A 16,526-nucleotide genomic window follows, 5' to 3' on the forward strand; every position below is an offset into this window, starting at 1 on the left:
CCGTGAGGCTCCCTAGCTCAACACGCATGACCATGCTTTCAGACCGCGCACTGCTTCGCCTGTCCGGCGAGGGGGTTCGCGAATTCCTTCAGGGTCTCGTGACCAGCAACGTCGCCGGCGACCTGCCCGTCTGGGCCGGGCTGCTGACGCCGCAGGGCAAGTGCCTCTTCGATTTCTTCGTGTGGGAAGATGGCGAAGACTTGCTGCTCGACTGCGAGGCGGAGCAGGCCGATGCGCTTGCACGCCGCCTGACCCTCTACCGCCTGCGTCGACCGATCGGCATCGCGCGCGATGAAACGCTGGCAGTGCACTGGTCGCCCGACGGGGATAGCGACCCGCGACTGCCGGCGCTGGGCAAGCGCTGGCTCGGTGCGCCGGGCGAAGAGGCCGAGGGCTATCTCGAGCATCGCCTGCGCCTCGGCGTGTGCGAGGGCGTTGCGGAGCTGGGCGACCTGCTCTGGCTCGAGACCAATGCCGCCGAGCTGACCGGGGTCGACTTCAAGAAAGGCTGTTTCGTCGGGCAAGAGAATACCGCGCGGATGAACTGGCGACAGAAGATCAACCGGCGCCTGTTCGTGGTCGAAGGTGATGGCGAGGGGCTGAAGGTTCGCGCGCATTATCCCGAGCTTGGCCTTGCGGTCGTGCATGGGCGCGCTGCGGAGCCTCCGAAGAACGCGATCATGCCCAGCTGGCTGAAGGCCGCGCTGCCCGAATGAGCGTCGCCCTGGCCCTGGCCCTCGCCGCGCAGGACGCGCCGATCGTCATCACCGGTCGCGGGCTCGACGAGCCCGAGGGCGGGCAGGTCGTCCTGATCGAAGAGGACAAGGTCGACGAAGAAGCGACGGGTCGTCTCGAAGGCGTGCTGTCCGAGGTCGCGGGGCTTTCCTTCTTCCGCCGCGCCGATGCACGCTCGGTCCATCCGACCGCACAGGGTCCGACTGCACGCGGACTGGGCGGAAATGCCGCCAGCCGCATCGCGATCACGCTCGACGGGGTGCCGCAGGCCGACCCGTTCGGAGGCTGGATCAATCCCGCCGCGTTCGATCCGGCGACGCTCGGCCGGGTGATCGTCGCACGCGGCGCGCGGCCCGAACCCGGCGCGATCGGCGGGCAAATCTACCTCGAAAGCCCAACCGCGGGTCCGCGCAGCGCCGCGCTTGCCTATGGCAGCGACGACAGCTGGGATGCGTCGGCGGTGTGGGGCGCCGAGGTCGGCCAGGGCCTGTTCGTGGCCAGCGCAGGCTGGATGCGATCGGACGGGTTCGTGCCCATCGTGGCGGAGGATCGCGGCCCCGCCGACCGCGGCGCAGCGTCGGACCAAAAGGTTGCGCGGCTTCGCCTGTCCTATCCCGTCGGACGGGTGGAAACGCAGGTCGGCCTGACCGCGTTTGACGACGAGCGCGACCGGGGCGTCGACGGCACCGACAATCGTGCGCGCGGGCTCGACCTTTCCGCGCGGCTGGTCGGACGCGACGGCGCGGGCTGGTCGCTCACCGGCTGGTGGCAGGACCGCGATTTCGAAACGCGCTTCGCCGCAGTCGACGGCGACCGCGAGACGCCGCGCGTCGTGCTCGACCAGTATGACGTGCCCGCGACCGGCGCGGGCGCACGGGGCGAAGTCGGCTGGCGCGCGGGCGCTGTCGACGGAAATCTGGGCGGTGAATGGCGCCGTGCCGAAGCCACGGTTGCTGAACGCTTCTTCTTCGTTGCGGGTGACCCGACTCGCGAGCGACGCGCGGGCGGCGAGACTCGTCTGCTGGGACTCTTCGGCGGCGCCGAGGTCGAGCGCGAGGCCTGGTCGCTGGCCGCAACGATCCGCGCCGACCAATGGCGGTTTTCCGACGGGTTTCGCGCCGTCGACGTGCTTGCTGGCGGGAGCCTCGAGGACAGTCATTTCGCCGACCGATCGAGCTGGCAAGAAAGCGGCCGCATCGATGCCGCCTTCCGGCCAAGCGAGCGCGTTACTCTTCGCGCGGCTGCAGCGCGCGCCGTGCGTTCCCCCACGCTCAACGAGCTGGTGCGTCCGTTCCGCGTCGGCGCCAACGCGACCGCCGCCAACGAAAACCTCGTGCCCGAGACAAGCGACCAGATCGAACTGGGGGTCGACTGGGCCGACGAAGGCAGCAGCGTGCGCGCCACCGCCTTCGCCGCGCGTCTCGACGACGGCATCTTCAACGTGCCCGTCAACATGGGTCCCGGCCTGTTCCCCGGGGTCGGCTTCGTCTCCTCGGGCGCGATCCTGAGCGAGCGCCAGAACCTACCGCGCGTCAAAAGCCACGGGGTCGAGGTGGATTCCGTGCATGCGCTCGGCCCGGTCGACCTGCGGTTCAGCTATGCCTTCGCGGACCCGAAACTGGCCAAAGGCCCCTTTGCCGGCAATCGCCCGCCGCAAGTCGCGAGGCATCAGCTGAGCGCCGGGGTGGGTTGGGACGACGGCGAGGGCCGCTCGGCCGCGCTGCGGCTGACCTATGCCTCCGGCCGCTTCGAGGATCTCGAAAATGATCGGCCCCTCGGTGACGCTGTCAGCCTCGATGCCGCCTTGCGCTGGCCGTTGACCGACATGCTCCAGCTCGAAGCCCGCGGCACCAACCTCACCAACGCGCGCGCACTCGCCGGATTTGCCAGCGACGGCGCACGCGAGCGGACCGCGCCGCGCACCTTGTGGATCGGATTGAGAGTAGGCCGCGACTAGGCGCTGGCGCCGTCGACCTCACGCACCGGCAGGCTCTTCGCAAGCTCGGGATCGAGGAGGCGCCCGTTGACGCCCATGCGATCGGGCCGCTCCATGTCGTCGTAGGGCCACTCGTCAAGCAGCGTCCAATGCGTGACCACGCCGCAGGAAGGGCAGTGCCACAGTGTCAGGCAGGGAGGCTCGTCGCTCATGTCGTTTCGCACATACCCGTCTACCTTGCCCGCGACCGCGACTGAATTTTCCGGATAGCGGAGCGCGAGGAAACCGGTCTTGCGGCAGACCGAACAATTGCAGCGGATGATCTCGTCCGGCGCATGCGGGAGCGTGATGGTCACGCCCCCGCAATGGCAGGACAACTCCACCTTTACGCCTTGGCGAGGTTGCGCAGGACGTAGTGGAGGATGCCCGAATTCTTGTAATATTCGAGCTCGTTATACGTATCGATGCGGCACTTGGCGGTGAAGCGGACTTCCTCGCCATTCGCGCGCTTGGCGACGACCTCGACATCCTGGCGCGGTTCGAGATCCGCCAGCCCTTCGATCGAGAAGGTTTCGCTGCCGTCGAAGCCGAAGGTCGCGGGACCCTCGCCGTCCATGAACTGGAGCGGCAGGACGCCCATGCCGACGAGGTTCGAACGGTGGATGCGCTCGAAGCTCTCGACGATGACCGCTTTGACGCCCAGCAGGATGGTGCCCTTCGCCGCCCAGTCGCGCGACGAGCCGGTGCCATATTCCTTGCCGCCCAGCACGACCAGCGGGGTACCGTTTGCCTGATGCGCCATCGCGGCGTCGTAAATCGCCATCTGCTCGCCGGTCGGGCCCTTGGTGAAGCCGCCCTCGACGCCGTCGAGCATCCGGTTCTTGATGCGGATATTGGCGAAGGTGCCGCGCATCATGACCTCATGGTTGCCGCGGCGCGCGCCGTAGGAGTTGAACTCGCTACGGGGCACCTGGTGCGCCTCGAGATAGCGACCGGCGGGGCTGTCCGCCTTGATCGCGCCGGCGGGCGAGATGTGGTCGGTGGTGATGCTGTCGCCAAACAGGGCAAGCGGCTTGGCGTCGGTGATGTCCGTGACCGCGCCCGGCTCCATATCCATGCCCTGGAAGTAAGGCGGGTTCTGGATGTAGGTCGAGGTCGGCGGCCAGTCGTAGGTGTCGCCGCCCGTCACCTCGATGCCCTGCCAGCGCTCGTCGCCCTTGTAGACGTCGGCATAACGCTGCGAGAACATGTCGCTGTGCACGTGCGCATCGACCAGTTCGCGTACCTCGTCATTGGTCGGCCAGATGTCCTTCAGGAAGACGTCGTTGCCGTCCTTGTCAGTGCCGATGACGCAGGTCGTGATGTCCTCGCGCGTATTGCCGAGCAGCGCGTAGGCGACCACCAGCGGCGGCGACGCGAGATAGTTGGCGCGCACGTCCTGCGACACGCGCCCTTCGAAGTTGCGGTTGCCCGAGAGGACCGAGCAGGCGACGAGGTCATTCTCGTTGATCGCCTTCGAAATCGGCGCGGGCAGCGGGCCCGAGTTGCCGATACAGGTGGTGCAGCCATAGCCGACAAGGTCGAAACCGATGGCGTTCAAGTCGTCCGAGAGGCCCGCCATGTCGAGATAGTCGGTGACCACCTGGCTGCCGGGTGCGAGCGAGGTCTTGACCCACGGCTTGCGGTTGAGGCCGAGCGCGTGCGCTTTCTTGGCGACGAGGCCCGCGGCGATCATCACGTCGGGGTTCGACGTGTTGGTGCAGCTGGTGATCGCGGCGATCACGACGTCGCCGTCGCCGACCGTATAGTCTTCGCCTTCGACCTCGACTTCGTGGCCCTTGCCGCCGTGATACTGCGTATCGATCAGCTTCTTGAACTCGCTCGCCATGTCGGAAAGCAGCACGCGGTCCTGCGGGCGCTTGGGACCGGCAAGGCTCGGCATGACGCTCGACATGTCGAGTTCGAGCGTGTCGGTGAAGACGGGTTCCGGAGCCGACGCGTCGCGCCACATGCCCTGCGCCTGCGCATAGGCCTTGACCAGCGGCACGTCGTCGCCGCGACCGGTCAGCTCGAGATAGTCGAGCGTGCGATTGTCGATCGGGAAGAAGCCGCAGGTCGCGCCATATTCGGGCGCCATGTTGGCGATGGTCGCGCGGTCGGCGAGCGACAGCGCGTCGAGGCCGGGGCCGTAAAATTCGACGAAGCGGCCGACGACGCCCTTTTCGCGCAGCATCTGCACGACGGTCAGCACGAGGTCGGTCGCGGTGACACCTTCGGCCATCGCGCCGTCGAGGCGGAAGCCGACGACTTCGGGAACCAGCATCGAGATGGGCTGGCCGAGCATCCCGGCTTCGGCCTCGATGCCGCCGACGCCCCAGCCGAGCACGCCGAGGCCGTTGACCATCGTGGTGTGGCTGTCGGTGCCGACCAGCGTATCGGGATAGGCGACGGTTTCGCCCGTCTGGTCCTCGGCCGACCACACCGCCTTGGCGATATGCTCGAGGTTGACCTGGTGGCAGATGCCGGTGCCCGGGGGCACGACCTTGAAGTTGTCGAACGCCTTCGACCCCCATTTGAGGAATTCGTAGCGCTCCTTGTTGCGCTCATATTCGCGCGCGACGTTCGCTTCGAACGCGACCGGGGTGCCGAACTCGTCGACCATGACCGAGTGGTCGATGACGAGGTGGACGGGAACCTGCGGGTTGATCTTCTGAGCATCGCCGCCCAGCGCCTTGATCCCGTCGCGCATTGCGGCGAGGTCGACCACGGCGGGAACGCCCGTGAAATCCTGCATCAGCACGCGTGCGGGGCGATACTGGATCTCGCGGTTGATCCGCTTTTCCTTCTGCCAGTCGACGATCGCCTGGACGTCGTCGATGGTCACCGTGTTGCCGTCCTCGAAGCGCAGCATATTCTCGAGCAGCACCTTCATCGAGAAGGGAAGCCGGCTGACATCGCCGAGCTTCTCGCCGGCCTTGGCGAGCGAATAATAAGCGATGGTCTTGCCGCCAACGTCGAGCGTCGAGCGAGTGCCGAGAGTATCCTGCCCAGTGGGGATCATGGTGTTGGTGTTCCTCTAGTCTGAATCGGTTGCCGCATGGGAAACGGCGCGTTGGGCGCGCCACTAGCAGCATGGGCCTCAATTGACAAAGGGGTGAGCAAGGCCAGTCGTTCCATTTGCCGGATCGCGGGAAGCCGCCATTCTCGGACCGACTCGGACCCGCGTGATAGGATGGCGATCATGCCCGGCTACGACAGTGAAACCTGCCACAAGAAGGCGATAGAAGCCCGCGGCGCTGCCGAACACAAGAATGGCGGCCGCGACGCACGGGTCGCCGGCCACCTCGCCCTCGCCTGGGACGCGCTCGCAAAGGCGAAGAAACGGCGCGAGCAGGGGCTCCCCAAGTCCAAGCACTGATTTGCGCTTGTAAGGCACGCCCGCGCCGCTAGCGTGGCGGCGATGAAGAAGCTTGCCGTCCCCTTCCCCCTCGTCGCGCTTGCGATTGCCGCGGTTACCGCGCTGATCCTGCTGCTGATGGGGCAGCCCGCCATCTGCACGTGTGGGCGGGTCGACCTGTGGGCGCCGGGCGCGAGCGGGCCGACGACGAGCCAGATGCTCGCCGACTGGTATTCACCCAGCCACGTCATTCACGGCTTTCTCTTCTACGGGCTGATGCACCTCGTCTGGCGCCGCGCGAGCGTGGAGAAAAGGTTTATCGCCGCGCTTTCGCTCGAGGGGCTGTGGGAGATCGTCGAGAATTCGCCCTGGGTGCTCGAACGCTATCGCTCGGTGACGATCGAGGTCGGCTATTTTGGCGACAGCGTGCTCAACTCGATGAGCGATCTCCTCATGATGGCGATCGGCTTCTTCCTTGCGCGCAAGCTCCCGCTCTGGGCCAGTATCACCTTCATCGTCGCCGCCGAAGTCATCGTCGCCATCGCCATCCGCAACAATCTGTTCTTCAGCAGCCTGATGCTGATTGCGCCCCAGCAGTCGGTGCTCGAGTGGCAGGCGGGCGGCCCCTTCCCGCTGCCCTTCTGACGTCGCGACTTTCCGCCGTTCATCGAAGCCAGACGCCCGCCTGGCCGTCCGTCGTCTAAACATCGGTCTTTATCGAAAGCGTGTAACCTTTCGCGTGCAGCCGGCGTATACGGAAGTTGTCGGAGCCGTTCCGCAGGCGACACCGACCTGATCGACCTTTAGACGCGTTGATTGGGGGTAGAGTGAGCGTATTCTGCGAAGTCTTGGGCCGATCATCCTGACGAGAATGAAAGGATGATCTGATGACGTACAAGAATAGCATTCCGATAATCGCACTCGCGCTGGTCGCCATCCCGACGACCGCCATGGCGCAGGATCCCGTCGCGATCGAAATTCGCGCGACGTCCGCGCTGGCCGAGTGGCAGCACGACACGAACCGCCAGCTCGATGCCGGCCTTGCCCGCGCGCCCTCGCTGCGCGGCGGCCGCGCCAACGAAGCGGTCGTGCAAGTCGCGTTCGACGTCAACGGTAAGGGGGAAGCGGTCAACATCCGTACGCTCCCGGGTGACTTCAACCCGGCTGCCGAGCAGGCGGCGCTCTACGCAGTGCGCTCGCTCGACACGCTCGACGAGTTGCCGGAGATGGCCAACGGGCGTTCGGTGCTCGCCAACATCATCCTCGCCAACACGCCCGCCTCGCGCGACCGGCTCGCCGACAAGCTTGCCAAGATCGAGAAGAAGCGCCTCGCCAGTAGCGGCGCGGTCGCAAGTTACGTGACGATCGGGGCGATCCCGACGCTTCTCGCGGACTGAACGTCACGCGCGAACAGGCGGCCGTCGCCCGGACACTGCGGAAGGTTCGGGCGGCGGCCGCCGCTAGTCTGGTTCGCCAAATTCACGCCGCTGTCACGACATCGACGCAGAATTCCGGACTTCACATTAATTTTTCCGGTTGATCCAGCGATCCATTGCAACGGCAATCGCTGCAATGGCGAATGGCGACAGCATGACTAGAGCAGCTGCTCCCATCGGAACTCCGCTACCATCTGGTTCACGCTGGTAAGCAATTCCCAAGGACAAGAACCAGCCTCGCACGACAATCGTCGCAAGAATGGACCAAAGCCATGGTGAGCGCGATGAGCTACGAAATGCGAGTACCATCATCGGAATACTCACGAGCGCCGCGTTAGCGACGAATACTAATGGCTCGTCAGTTGAAACGGGCCGATCGAGGAAAACGGAGAAAAGAACTCTTTCGGTCGCGACGATTGCGATAGCGACGGTCAGCGCCAAGACAATGAAAGGCGGGCGTCCCTTAGGCGATATCCGTGTCAATTAGTCGCCAAGCGCCGCGTCTTCGCGCGCGGTGAGGTCGGCGCCCAGTTCGGCCACGGGGCGCAGGGTCGCGCTGCCGCCGCTGGTGGCGAAGGTGCGGTGGAGGCGCAGCGTCTGTTCGACCTCGGCCTCCTGCATTCGCAAATAGGCGCGATCGAAATCGCCCGACAGCGAAAGCCGGTCGAGCTTGGCCTGGTGATCGGGCGTCAGGCTCGCGCTCGGCAACATGTCTAGGCGACGGCCGGCAAAGCTCAGCTGGCCCGCGATCCCCTCGCCATGGCTCTTGCGCATTTTCGCGAGGGCAAGCACTTCCGGATCGCGCGATCGCTCCATCGCCAGTTCCGCGGACTTTACCGCGAACAAGGCCGCCGACGACGCCGCCGCGAAGTAGGCTGCCGAGGTCAGCGCGGGGGAGACGTTCGTCGTGGTGATGGTCGCGCTCGCCGCCGGCGCGGGTGCCTTGGAGGCGCAGGCCCCGACCACCAATGCCAGTCCCGCAACGCCTGCAATCCGCAGTCTCTGTCCCATCACCACTCTCCCTGTTGGTTAGCGCCCGATCATCGTCTCCGGCCGCACGACGCGGTCGAAGGTCTCTTCGTCGACCAGCCCCAGTTCGAGCCCCGCTTCCTTGAGCGTCAGCCCCTTCTCGTGCGCATATTTGGCGATCTTGGCGGCATTGTCATAGCCGATCTCGGGCGCGAGCGCGGTGACCAGCATGAGCGAACGCTCGACCAATTCCTTGATCCGATCCTCGTTGGCCTCGATCCCGTCGACGCAACGCTCGGCAAAGCTCACCATGCCGGTCGCCATCAGCTCGATCGAGCGCAGCACGTTGGCGCCGATTAGCGGCATGAAGACGTTCAATTCGAAATGACCCTGCGCGCCGCCGATGGTGACCGCCTGCTGGTTGCCCATGACCTGCGCGGCAAGCATCGTCAGGCTTTCGCACTGGGTCGGATTGACCTTGCCCGGCATGATCGAGCTGCCCGGCTCGTTGGCGGGCAAGGAAAGCTCGCCGAGCCCCGAGCGCGGGCCCGAGCCGAGGAAGCGGATGTCGTTGGCGATCTTGTTGAGCGCCACCGCGAGGCTGTTGAGCGCCCCGTGGAAGAAGACCATCCCGTCCTTGGCCGCGAGCTCGGCGAACATGTTGGGCGCTTCCTCGAACTCCATGCCGGTGATGTCCGAGATTGCGGCGACCATGTCGGGCGCCCAATTCTCCGGCGCGTTGAGCCCGGTGCCGACCGCCGTCCCGCCGATCGCGAGCTTCATGATGTTGCCCTTGAGCGCGCCTTCGATCCGCGCCTTCGCGCCGATCAGCTGGGCGACATAGCCCGAAAACTCCTGCCCCAGCGTCAGCGGGGTCGCGTCCTGCGTGTGGGTACGCCCGATCTTGACGATATGGTCGAACGCCTCGGCCTTGGCCTGCAGCGACTTGATAAGCCGGTCGAGCGCGGGGACGAGCTGGTCGCGCGTCGCCAGCGCGGTCGAGACATGCAGCGCCGTCGGAAAGCTGTCGTTCGAGCTCTGCGAGCGATTGACGTGGTCATTCGGGTGCACCGGCGACTTGCCGCCGCGCGTTCCCGCCAGCGCTTCGTTGGCGATCCCCGCGATCACCTCGTTGACGTTCATGTTGGTCTGCGTGCCGCTACCCGTCTGCCAGATGGTCAGCGGGAACTGGTCGTCATGCTTGCCCGACGTGATCGCGGTGGCGGCATCGTCGATGGCCGACGCGATCTCGTCTTCCATGCCGTGCGTCTTGTTCACCCGCGCCGCAGCCTGCTTCACGATGGCCTGTGCATGGACCAGTCCGATGGGCATCCGCTCGCGATCCGAAAAGGGGAAATTCTGCAAGGATCGCTGCGTCTGCGCGCCCCAATAGGCGTCGGCGGGGACGTCGATGGGGCCGATGGAGTCGGTTTCGATACGGGTGTCGGTCACTGGGGGCTCCGAAAGTCTGAAATGGTTTCGGCGCGGACCTAAAACGCACAGCCGACAGAGTCGAGAAGCGAGCTACTTCTTTTTCGAGAAATCGACCGAGACGACGTTGCTGCCGTCTTCGACCGGCTCGGGCTTGGGCCGCTCGGCTTCGGGCTCGTCGGCGTCATTGTCGACTTCGACATCGGCAGCCTGGAACTTCAGGCTGAATTCGACCGCGGGGTCGACAAAATCGGTCACCGCCGCGAACGGGATGAACAGGGTCGAGGGCACGCCGCCGAAGCTCAGGCCGACTGTGAACCCCTGGTCGGTGACCTTGAGGTCCCAGAATCGATGCTGGATGACGATCGTCATCTCGTCGGGGAAGCGCTCGATCAGGTGGCCGGGAATATCGACCCCCGGGCTCTTGGTGCGGAAAGTGATGTAGAAGTGGTGGCTGCCGGGCAGCTCGCCCGTCGCCTCGACCTCGCTCAGCACCCGTCCGACGACCGCGCGCAGCGCTTCCTGCACGATTTCGTCGTAGGGAATCAGGCTTTCGGGCGGTTCCGACATGCCCCGCCAATGGACCCGCACCCGAAACGGGTCAAGGCCGAAGCGACGACATTGACGGATGCGCTGCTGCTGTGATTGATCGGTAGGAAGACCGCCCTGGATGGGGCGCAGCAAAGGAAGTTTCGCATGCCAATCGACGCGACGCAGCCCTATGACGATAGCAATATCTTCGCCAAGATCGTGCGGGGCGAACTTCCCTGCACCAAGGTCGACGAGACCGAGCACAGCCTTGCCTTTCACGACATCAACCCGCTCGCGCCCATCCACATCCTGGTGATCCCCAAGGGGCCCTATGTCAGCTGGGACGATTTCTCGGCCAAGGCGACCGAGGCCGAGATTGTCGACTTCACGCGGCTGGTGGGCAAGGTCGCGCGCGACAATGGCTGTGTCGAGCAGGGCTACCGGATGCTCGCCAACATCGGCAAGCGCGGCGGGCAGGAAGTGCCGCACCTCCATGTCCACATCTTCGGTGGACAGCCGCTCGGGCCGATGCTCGCCCGCTAGCGCATCTCGAGAAGCATCCTCCCTTGCCCTCGGCCCGCTGATCGTTAGGGTCGGCCAAAAGTTTCTCCGGGAGGGATAATCAATGGTTTCCACGACAGACGGTGCCGCCATGGGTAGCGCGACCGCCAAGGACGGCTGGTCCAGCCGCGCCGGCTTCATTCTTGCAGCCATCGGTGCTGCGGTCGGTCTCGGCAATATCTGGCGCTTCCCGACGCTGGCGGGCGAAAGCGGGGGCGGCGCCTTCGTGCTTGTCTATATCGGCTTCGTCATCCTGCTCGGCCTGCCGCTGGTGCTGTCCGAAATCAGCATTGGCCGGATCGGGCAGACCGACGCGCTTGGGTCGTTCGAGCGGGTCGCGGAGAAGTCGGGCGCGTCGCGCTCGTGGCGCGGCATCGGTGCATTGGGCGGGATCGCCGCCTTCCTGATCCTTTCCTTCTACTCGGTCGTCGCGGGCTGGGTGCTTTACTATGCGGGCGTGATGGCGGGCGAGCTCGGCTCGGCGATCGCCTCGGGCAATCCGCTCGGCGGTGCCTTTGCCGGCGAAAGCGTCGACGACATCCAAGTCCGGCTCGGCGACATGCTGGGCAACCCCACGCTCCTCCTCGTCATGCACGCATTGTTCATGGCCGTGACCTGGTTCGTCGTCTCGCGCGGTGTCCATTCGGGAATCGAAACGGCGGCCAAATATCTCATGCCCGCCTTCTTCGTCCTGTTGATCGGCATCACCATCTACGGCGCCTTCGAGGGCAATTTCGGCGAGGCCATCGCCTTCCTCTTCACCCCCGACTTCTCGAAGCTGACGCCGCCGGTGATCAACGCCGCGCTCGGCCAGGCACTCTTCTCGCTCTCGCTCGGCGTTGCGGGGCTGATTACCTACGGCTCCTATCTGTCGGGCAAGGACGGGCTTGGCGGGACTTCGGCGACCATCGCGCTTGCCGACACCGGCGTCGCGCTGATCGCGGGCCTGATGATCTTCCCGATCGTCTTCGCCGCCGGGCTCGATCCCGCGGGCGGTCCGACGTTGGTCTTCCAGTCGCTGCCCGTCGCCTTCCAGTCGATGCCCGGCGGTGCGCTGGTCGGCTTCCTCTTCTTCGTCCTGATCGGCGTCGCCGCGCTCACCAGCTCGGTCTCGCTGCTCGAGGTGCCGACCGCGCTCGGCATCGGCGAGAAGAAATGGACCCGCGGCAAGTCGGCGACCGTCATGGCGCTCGGCGCCTTCCTGATCGGTATCCTGGCGCTGCTCGGCTATAACGTGCTGAGCGACGTGCGGCCGCTCGCCTTCTGGTCGATCTTCGAGAATGCCGACATCCTCGATTCCATCGACGGCTTCACCGGCAAGGTCATGCTGCCGCTCGGCGCATTGCTGACGTCGGTGTTCGTCGGATGGATTGCGGATCGCAAGCTGATGGCGACCGAGACCGGCCTGTCGGCGGGTGCGCTGGCGCTATGGCGCTTCCTGGTCGCATGGTTGTGCCCGATCGCGGTGGCTATCGTGCTCGTCACGGGCCTGTTCCCCGCGATCCTCGGTTAGTCGAAACCCTCTTCGCAGGGTCCTGACCCTGCGCTAATCTCCCTTTCGCTTGCGCACCGGCAATCTCGCCGCGCGCGAAGCGGAAGGGGGACTTTCCATGATCTTCGGGCGCGTCAAATCGCTGGACGCCATTCGGGCCGCTGCAGAGAAGAAATCGCTGCACCGCTCGCTGGGCGCCCTGCAACTCACCCTGTTCGGCATCGGCTGCATCATCGGCACGGGCATCTTCGTGTTGACTGCAGCGGGTGCGCAAAAGGCCGGTCCCGGCCTCATGATCAGCTTCGCGATCGCGGGCTTCGTCTGCCTTGTCGCAGCGCTCTGCTACGCCGAGCTCACCTCGTCGGTGCCGGTGTCAGGCTCCGCCTACACCTACACCTACGCGACGATGGGCGAGGTGCTCGCCTGGATCGTCGGCTGGGCGCTGATGCTCGAATATACCATCGCCGCGGCCGCCGTATCTGTCGGCTGGTCGGGATATTTCGCGGGCACCATCCTCAACGAATTCATGGGCATCTCCTTACCCACAGCGCTCTCTGCCGGGCCACTCGCGCTCGGCGGGGTCGAAGGCGGGTTCATCAACCTGCCCGCGCTTCTCATTGCCCTCCTCATCACCTGGCTGCTGATCATCGGCACCAACGAAAGCGCCAAGGTCAACGCCGTGCTGGTGGCGATCAAGGTCACCGCGCTGACGATCTTCATCGCGCTCACCGTGCCCGCCATCGAGCTTGCGAAGTTCAACCCGTTCCTGCCTGCGGGCGTGTTCGGGGGGATCGGCACCGGCGTCGGCGTGGTCGGCGCGGCGGCGACGATCTTCTTCGCTTACGTGGGCTTCGACGCGGTGTCGACCGCGGCCGAGGAAACCAAGAACCCGCAGCGCAACGTGCCCATCGGCATCGTCGGATCGCTGCTCTTCTGCACTGTCTTCTACATCCTCGTCGCGGCGGGTGCGATCGGCACCATCGGCGGCCAGCCCATCATGGGTCCCGACGGCACGCCGTGGCCGGCAGGGTCGGAAGAACTCGCGCGCCAGTGCGCGATGCCCGAATATGCGGGCGCTTTGGTCTGCTCGAACGAAGCGCTCGCGCACGTGCTGCGCGAGATCGGCTATAGCTCCATCGGCAACATCCTCGGCGTCGCGGCCTTCCTCGCGCTGCCCTCGGTGATCCTCGTCCTGCTGTTCGGCCAGTCACGCATCTTCTTCGTGATGAGCCGCGACGGGCTGCTGCCCCCGAGCTTCGCCAAGATCCATCCGAAGTATAAAACCCCCTATTTCGTGACGGGCGTCACCGGTGCCATCGTCGCGGTCGGGGCTGCCTTCCTGCCCGTCGGACAGCTGGCGGACATTGCCAATACTGGCGTGCTGCTCGCCTTCACGATGGTTGCGGTCGCGGTCCTCGTGCTGCGCAAGCGCGAGCCGGATATGGAGCGCAGCTTCCGCACCCCGCTGGTCTGGTTCGTCGCGCCCGCCACCATCTTCGGCTGCATGTTCCTGCTGGTGAACCTGCCGCTTGAAGCGCTGCTGGTGCTGCCGGTCTGGACCGTGGTCGGGCTGCTCGTCTATTTCGGCTACAGCCGCTCGCGCAGCCATCTCGGCCGCGGGCTTACCGAAGTGCACGAACCCGAAATCCACGACATCGAGCCGTCCATCCCCGGAGTGGACGAGCGCGATCCGCTGGATCCGCCCAAGACTCCGCCGGTCTAAGGGCCGAGGATCACTCGAGGAGAAGGGGAGGTTCCGGCCTCCCCTTTTTCGTTATGGCTTAGGCCAGCACGCCCGCCGACAGGATCTTGAGATCCTCTTCGGGGCGCGCGCCATAATGCTGGATGACTTCGGCCGCGGCGATCGCGCCGAGCTTCAGGCATTCGTCCAGCTCGCGGCCCTGCGCCACGCCGGCGAGGAAGCCCGCGGCAAACAGGTCGCCCGCGCCGGTCGTGTCGACCAGTTCGCGGATCGGCTCGGCGCGCATGCGGGCACGGTGGCCGCCCTCGACTGCGATCGCACCCTTCTCCGAGCGCGTCACGACGAGCGTCGGGACATAGGGCGCGACCTCGTCGACCGCTTCGTCGAAGTCGCCCTTGTCGGCCAGCTCGACGATTTCCTTCTCGTTGGCGAACAAGATGTCGATCTTGCCGTCCTCGATCAGGCGCAGGAAGTCGCCGCGGTGGCGCGAGATGCAGAAGCTGTCGGAGAGCGTGAAGGCGACCTTGCGGCCCGCCTCGCGCGCTGCGTCCATCGCCTTTTCCATCGCTTCCTTGGCGTGCGGCAGGTCCCACAGATAGCCTTCGAGATAGGTGATCCCGGCGTCCGCAATCGCCGCCGGGTCGATGGCTTCGGGCGCGAGCTGGTTGGCGGCGCCGAGGAAGGTGTTCATCGTGCGCTGCGCATCGGGGGTGACGAGGATCAGGCAGCGCGCGGTCGCGCCGACGTCGCTGCGCGCTTCGGTGAGGAAGTCGACGCCCGCCGCCTCGATGTCGTGGCGATAGATGTTGCCCAGCTGGTCGTCGGCGACCTGCCCGATATAGGCGCAGCTGACCCCCAGCGCGGCGATGCCTGCGGCGGTATTGCCCGCCGATCCGCCCGACACTTCGCGCCCCGGGTTCATCAGGTCGTAGAGCCGCTCGGCCTCGTCCTCGTCGATTAGGCGCATGGAGCCTTTGTCGAGACCCTGTTCCTCGAGGAATTCGTCGGTCGCGTCGGCGATCACGTCGACGATGGCGTTGCCGATGCAGAGAACGTCATACTTGGCGGTCATAGATACGGTTTCCTGAAAACTGTTCGCGCCGCCCCTATGCGCCGCCTTGGCTCTTGGCAAGTTCGCGCGATGCGTTATAGTTAAATAATACAGTTGCTTGAACAGGGGATCGTCATGAAATTGTTCGCGTTTGCCGCTACCGCCCTCCTCGCCTCGCCCGCCGCCGCGCAGGAGCCCGAAATCCTCGACCTGCGCCAGTATGACGAACGGCTCGCGGTCGAGCCGACGCAGCTGCTCAGCCTGGGCACCGCGCACCTGTCGGGGTGGAGCGAGTTCGTCGACCGGCCGCAGCTCGACGCGGCGCTCGATCCGCTGCTTGACCGACTCGAGGCCTGGGCGCCCGACACGATCATGATCGAAAATATCTCGGGCGCGAATTGCGACCATCTCGAACGCTATGGCGTCTTCTATGCGGGCGCTGCCGACACTTATTGCCGCGATGTGGGCGATGCGGGCGAGTTTACCGGCCTGTCGCGGGTCGAAGCCAATATCGCGATGCTCGAAACGCTGATGAAGGGCGGCCCCGAAGACACGCCCCAGGCGCGCCGCGCGCTCGCCGCCACGATGCTCGCCGCGGGCGAGCATTATAGCGCACTGGTCCAGTGGCTGCGGCTGCCCGAGGCCGAGCGCGCCGCAGGCGAAGAGCTGAGCGAGGCGATGGTCGGGCGGCTCGACAAGCTCTCGACCAGCCTCAACGAAAGCGCTTCGATCGCGGTGCCGCTGGCGGTGCGGCTGGGTCACGAACGCGTCTGGCCGGTCGACGACCACAGCGCCGACCAGCTCTACCTGCGCAATGCCGAAATCTTCGGCAAGCGGATGCGCGAGATCTGGTCGTCGGGCGACACCAGCGCGCGCGAGAAATATATGGCGCTGACCGAGAAGGTGAAGGCGGACCGCGACATCGTCTCCTTCCTGCGCGAGATGAACTCGCTCGAGGCGCAGGACATGACCATCAACAACGATTTCGCCAAGGGGCTTGCCGACGACCAGCCCGAGGGCGTGGGGCAGGACTATGCCAATTGGTGGCAGGTGCGGAACATGCGCATGGTCGCCAATATCGTCGCCGCCGCGGCGATGAACCGGTCGCAGCGCTCGCTCGCCATCGTCGGGGCCAGCCACAAGGCCTATTACGACAATTATCTCGACACGATGCACCATATCGAGCTGGTCGACACGGTCGACTTCCTCGCCCCGTAAGCGCCAGTCCGAGTCCTGCATGCGCCGGATCGAGCTTGCCTCGGACGGCGGTGCGGGGCATCGCTAG

General features: G+C 65.6%; 16 protein-coding genes. 9 read left to right on the forward strand and 7 right to left on the reverse strand.

Annotation, left to right across the window (positions count from 1 at the left end; genetic code table 11):
• Nucleotides 1–26: 26 nt before the first annotated feature.
• Complete coding sequence (gene ygfZ / locus KTQ36_RS00120) at nt 27–716, forward strand: CAF17-like 4Fe-4S cluster assembly/insertion protein YgfZ (RefSeq protein ID WP_255553895.1); 690 nt, start codon at nt 27–29, stop codon at nt 714–716.
• Nucleotides 713–2,692 (forward strand): TonB-dependent receptor, encoded by a 1,980-nt coding sequence (locus KTQ36_RS00125; protein WP_218631773.1) that lies wholly within the window; start codon nt 713–715, stop codon nt 2,690–2,692. The genes ygfZ and KTQ36_RS00125 overlap by 4 nt, the downstream gene beginning before the upstream one ends.
• Here the strand turns inward: KTQ36_RS00125 and KTQ36_RS00130 are convergent.
• Nucleotides 2,689–3,054: a GFA family protein gene (locus KTQ36_RS00130; protein ID WP_218631774.1), complete on the reverse strand. Its 366-nt coding sequence runs from the start codon at nt 3,052–3,054 to the stop codon at nt 2,689–2,691. The two genes, KTQ36_RS00125 and KTQ36_RS00130, sit on opposite strands and share 4 nt — an antisense overlap.
• Before the next feature lie 2 nt (nt 3,055–3,056).
• Entirely contained in the window at nt 3,057–5,732 is a 2,676-nt protein-coding gene (gene acnA / locus KTQ36_RS00135) for an aconitate hydratase AcnA (RefSeq protein ID WP_218631775.1), read from the reverse strand.
• Between the two features lie 180 nt (nt 5,733–5,912).
• Here acnA and KTQ36_RS00140 point away from each other — a divergent pair, with 180 nt between their 5' ends.
• The 3 genes from KTQ36_RS00140 to KTQ36_RS00150 all read left to right on the forward strand — a co-directional run bounded on the left by KTQ36_RS00140 (nt 5,913) and on the right by KTQ36_RS00150 (nt 7,465).
• Entirely contained in the window at nt 5,913–6,089 is a 177-nt protein-coding gene (locus tag KTQ36_RS00140) for a hypothetical protein (RefSeq protein WP_218631776.1), read from the forward strand.
• A 42-nt stretch (nt 6,090–6,131) separates the two neighbouring features.
• Complete coding sequence (locus KTQ36_RS00145; RefSeq protein WP_218631777.1) at nt 6,132–6,713, forward strand: DUF2585 family protein; 582 nt, start codon at nt 6,132–6,134, stop codon at nt 6,711–6,713.
• 242 nt (nt 6,714–6,955) lie between these two features.
• Complete coding sequence (locus tag KTQ36_RS00150) at nt 6,956–7,465, forward strand: hypothetical protein (RefSeq protein WP_218631778.1); 510 nt, start codon at nt 6,956–6,958, stop codon at nt 7,463–7,465.
• A gap of 126 nt (nt 7,466–7,591) precedes the next feature.
• On the opposite strand, the gene KTQ36_RS00155 is transcribed toward KTQ36_RS00150, so the two are convergent.
• The 4 genes from KTQ36_RS00155 to KTQ36_RS00170 all read right to left on the reverse strand — a co-directional run bounded on the left by KTQ36_RS00155 (nt 7,592) and on the right by KTQ36_RS00170 (nt 10,474).
• Nucleotides 7,592–7,828, reverse strand: coding sequence for a hypothetical protein (locus tag KTQ36_RS00155; protein ID WP_218631779.1), 237 nt, complete (start codon nt 7,826–7,828; stop codon nt 7,592–7,594).
• Nucleotides 7,829–7,987: 159 nt separating this feature from the next.
• Nucleotides 7,988–8,515 carry a DUF4142 domain-containing protein gene (locus KTQ36_RS00160; RefSeq protein WP_218631780.1) on the reverse strand — a complete coding sequence of 176 codons (528 nt, stop codon included), beginning with the start codon at nt 8,513–8,515 and terminating at the stop codon, nt 7,988–7,990.
• An 18-nt stretch (nt 8,516–8,533) separates the two neighbouring features.
• On the reverse strand, nt 8,534–9,925 hold the full coding sequence (fumC, locus tag KTQ36_RS00165) for a class II fumarate hydratase (RefSeq protein WP_218631781.1): 1,392 nt from the start codon (nt 9,923–9,925) through the stop codon (nt 8,534–8,536).
• Between the two features lie 72 nt (nt 9,926–9,997).
• Nucleotides 9,998–10,474: an SspB family protein gene (locus tag KTQ36_RS00170; RefSeq protein WP_218631782.1), complete on the reverse strand. Its 477-nt coding sequence runs from the start codon at nt 10,472–10,474 to the stop codon at nt 9,998–10,000.
• A gap of 126 nt (nt 10,475–10,600) precedes the next feature.
• Here KTQ36_RS00170 and KTQ36_RS00175 point away from each other — a divergent pair, with 126 nt between their 5' ends.
• The 3 genes from KTQ36_RS00175 to KTQ36_RS00185 all read left to right on the forward strand — a co-directional run bounded on the left by KTQ36_RS00175 (nt 10,601) and on the right by KTQ36_RS00185 (nt 14,211).
• Nucleotides 10,601–10,978, forward strand: coding sequence for a histidine triad nucleotide-binding protein (locus tag KTQ36_RS00175; protein ID WP_218631783.1), 378 nt, complete (start codon nt 10,601–10,603; stop codon nt 10,976–10,978).
• An 82-nt stretch (nt 10,979–11,060) separates the two neighbouring features.
• Complete coding sequence (locus KTQ36_RS00180; protein ID WP_218631784.1) at nt 11,061–12,509, forward strand: sodium-dependent transporter; 1,449 nt, start codon at nt 11,061–11,063, stop codon at nt 12,507–12,509.
• A gap of 97 nt (nt 12,510–12,606) precedes the next feature.
• Nucleotides 12,607–14,211 (forward strand): amino acid permease, encoded by a 1,605-nt coding sequence (locus tag KTQ36_RS00185; protein WP_218631785.1) that lies wholly within the window; start codon nt 12,607–12,609, stop codon nt 14,209–14,211.
• Nucleotides 14,212–14,269: 58 nt separating this feature from the next.
• On the opposite strand, the gene KTQ36_RS00190 is transcribed toward KTQ36_RS00185, so the two are convergent.
• The gene (locus KTQ36_RS00190; RefSeq protein WP_218631786.1) at nt 14,270–15,262 is read right to left on the reverse strand and encodes an adenosine kinase; all 993 of its coding nucleotides are present in this window, start codon (nt 15,260–15,262) and stop codon (nt 14,270–14,272) included.
• A gap of 114 nt (nt 15,263–15,376) precedes the next feature.
• On the opposite strand from KTQ36_RS00190, the gene KTQ36_RS00195 reads away from it, so the two are divergent.
• Nucleotides 15,377–16,459: a DUF5694 domain-containing protein gene (locus KTQ36_RS00195; protein ID WP_218631787.1), complete on the forward strand. Its 1,083-nt coding sequence runs from the start codon at nt 15,377–15,379 to the stop codon at nt 16,457–16,459.
• Nucleotides 16,460–16,526: the final 67 nt, after the last annotated feature.

This window comes from Sphingomicrobium clamense, assembly GCF_019264355.1.
Lineage (GTDB): Bacteria > Pseudomonadota > Alphaproteobacteria > Sphingomonadales > Sphingomonadaceae > Sphingomicrobium > Sphingomicrobium clamense.

Coding starts and splice junctions, on each gene's coding strand:
- KTQ36_RS00145 (WP_218631777.1), top strand. CDS start 6,132: ATGAAGAAGCTTGCCGTCCCCTTCCCCCTCGTCGCGCTTGCGATTGCC.
- KTQ36_RS00140 (WP_218631776.1), top strand. CDS start 5,913: ATGCCCGGCTACGACAGTGAAACCTGCCACAAGAAGGCGATAGAAGCC.
- KTQ36_RS00180 (WP_218631784.1), top strand. CDS start 11,061: ATGGTTTCCACGACAGACGGTGCCGCCATGGGTAGCGCGACCGCCAAG.
- KTQ36_RS00150 (WP_218631778.1), top strand. CDS start 6,956: ATGACGTACAAGAATAGCATTCCGATAATCGCACTCGCGCTGGTCGCC.
- KTQ36_RS00170 (WP_218631782.1), bottom strand. CDS start 10,474: ATGTCGGAACCGCCCGAAAGCCTGATTCCCTACGACGAAATCGTGCAG.
- KTQ36_RS00160 (WP_218631780.1), bottom strand. CDS start 8,515: ATGGGACAGAGACTGCGGATTGCAGGCGTTGCGGGACTGGCATTGGTG.
- KTQ36_RS00195 (WP_218631787.1), top strand. CDS start 15,377: ATGAAATTGTTCGCGTTTGCCGCTACCGCCCTCCTCGCCTCGCCCGCC.
- KTQ36_RS00125 (WP_218631773.1), top strand. CDS start 713: ATGAGCGTCGCCCTGGCCCTGGCCCTCGCCGCGCAGGACGCGCCGATC.
- KTQ36_RS00185 (WP_218631785.1), top strand. CDS start 12,607: ATGATCTTCGGGCGCGTCAAATCGCTGGACGCCATTCGGGCCGCTGCA.
- KTQ36_RS00190 (WP_218631786.1), bottom strand. CDS start 15,262: ATGACCGCCAAGTATGACGTTCTCTGCATCGGCAACGCCATCGTCGAC.
- ygfZ (WP_255553895.1), top strand. CDS start 27: ATGACCATGCTTTCAGACCGCGCACTGCTTCGCCTGTCCGGCGAGGGG.
- KTQ36_RS00175 (WP_218631783.1), top strand. CDS start 10,601: ATGCCAATCGACGCGACGCAGCCCTATGACGATAGCAATATCTTCGCC.
- acnA (WP_218631775.1), bottom strand. CDS start 5,732: ATGATCCCCACTGGGCAGGATACTCTCGGCACTCGCTCGACGCTCGAC.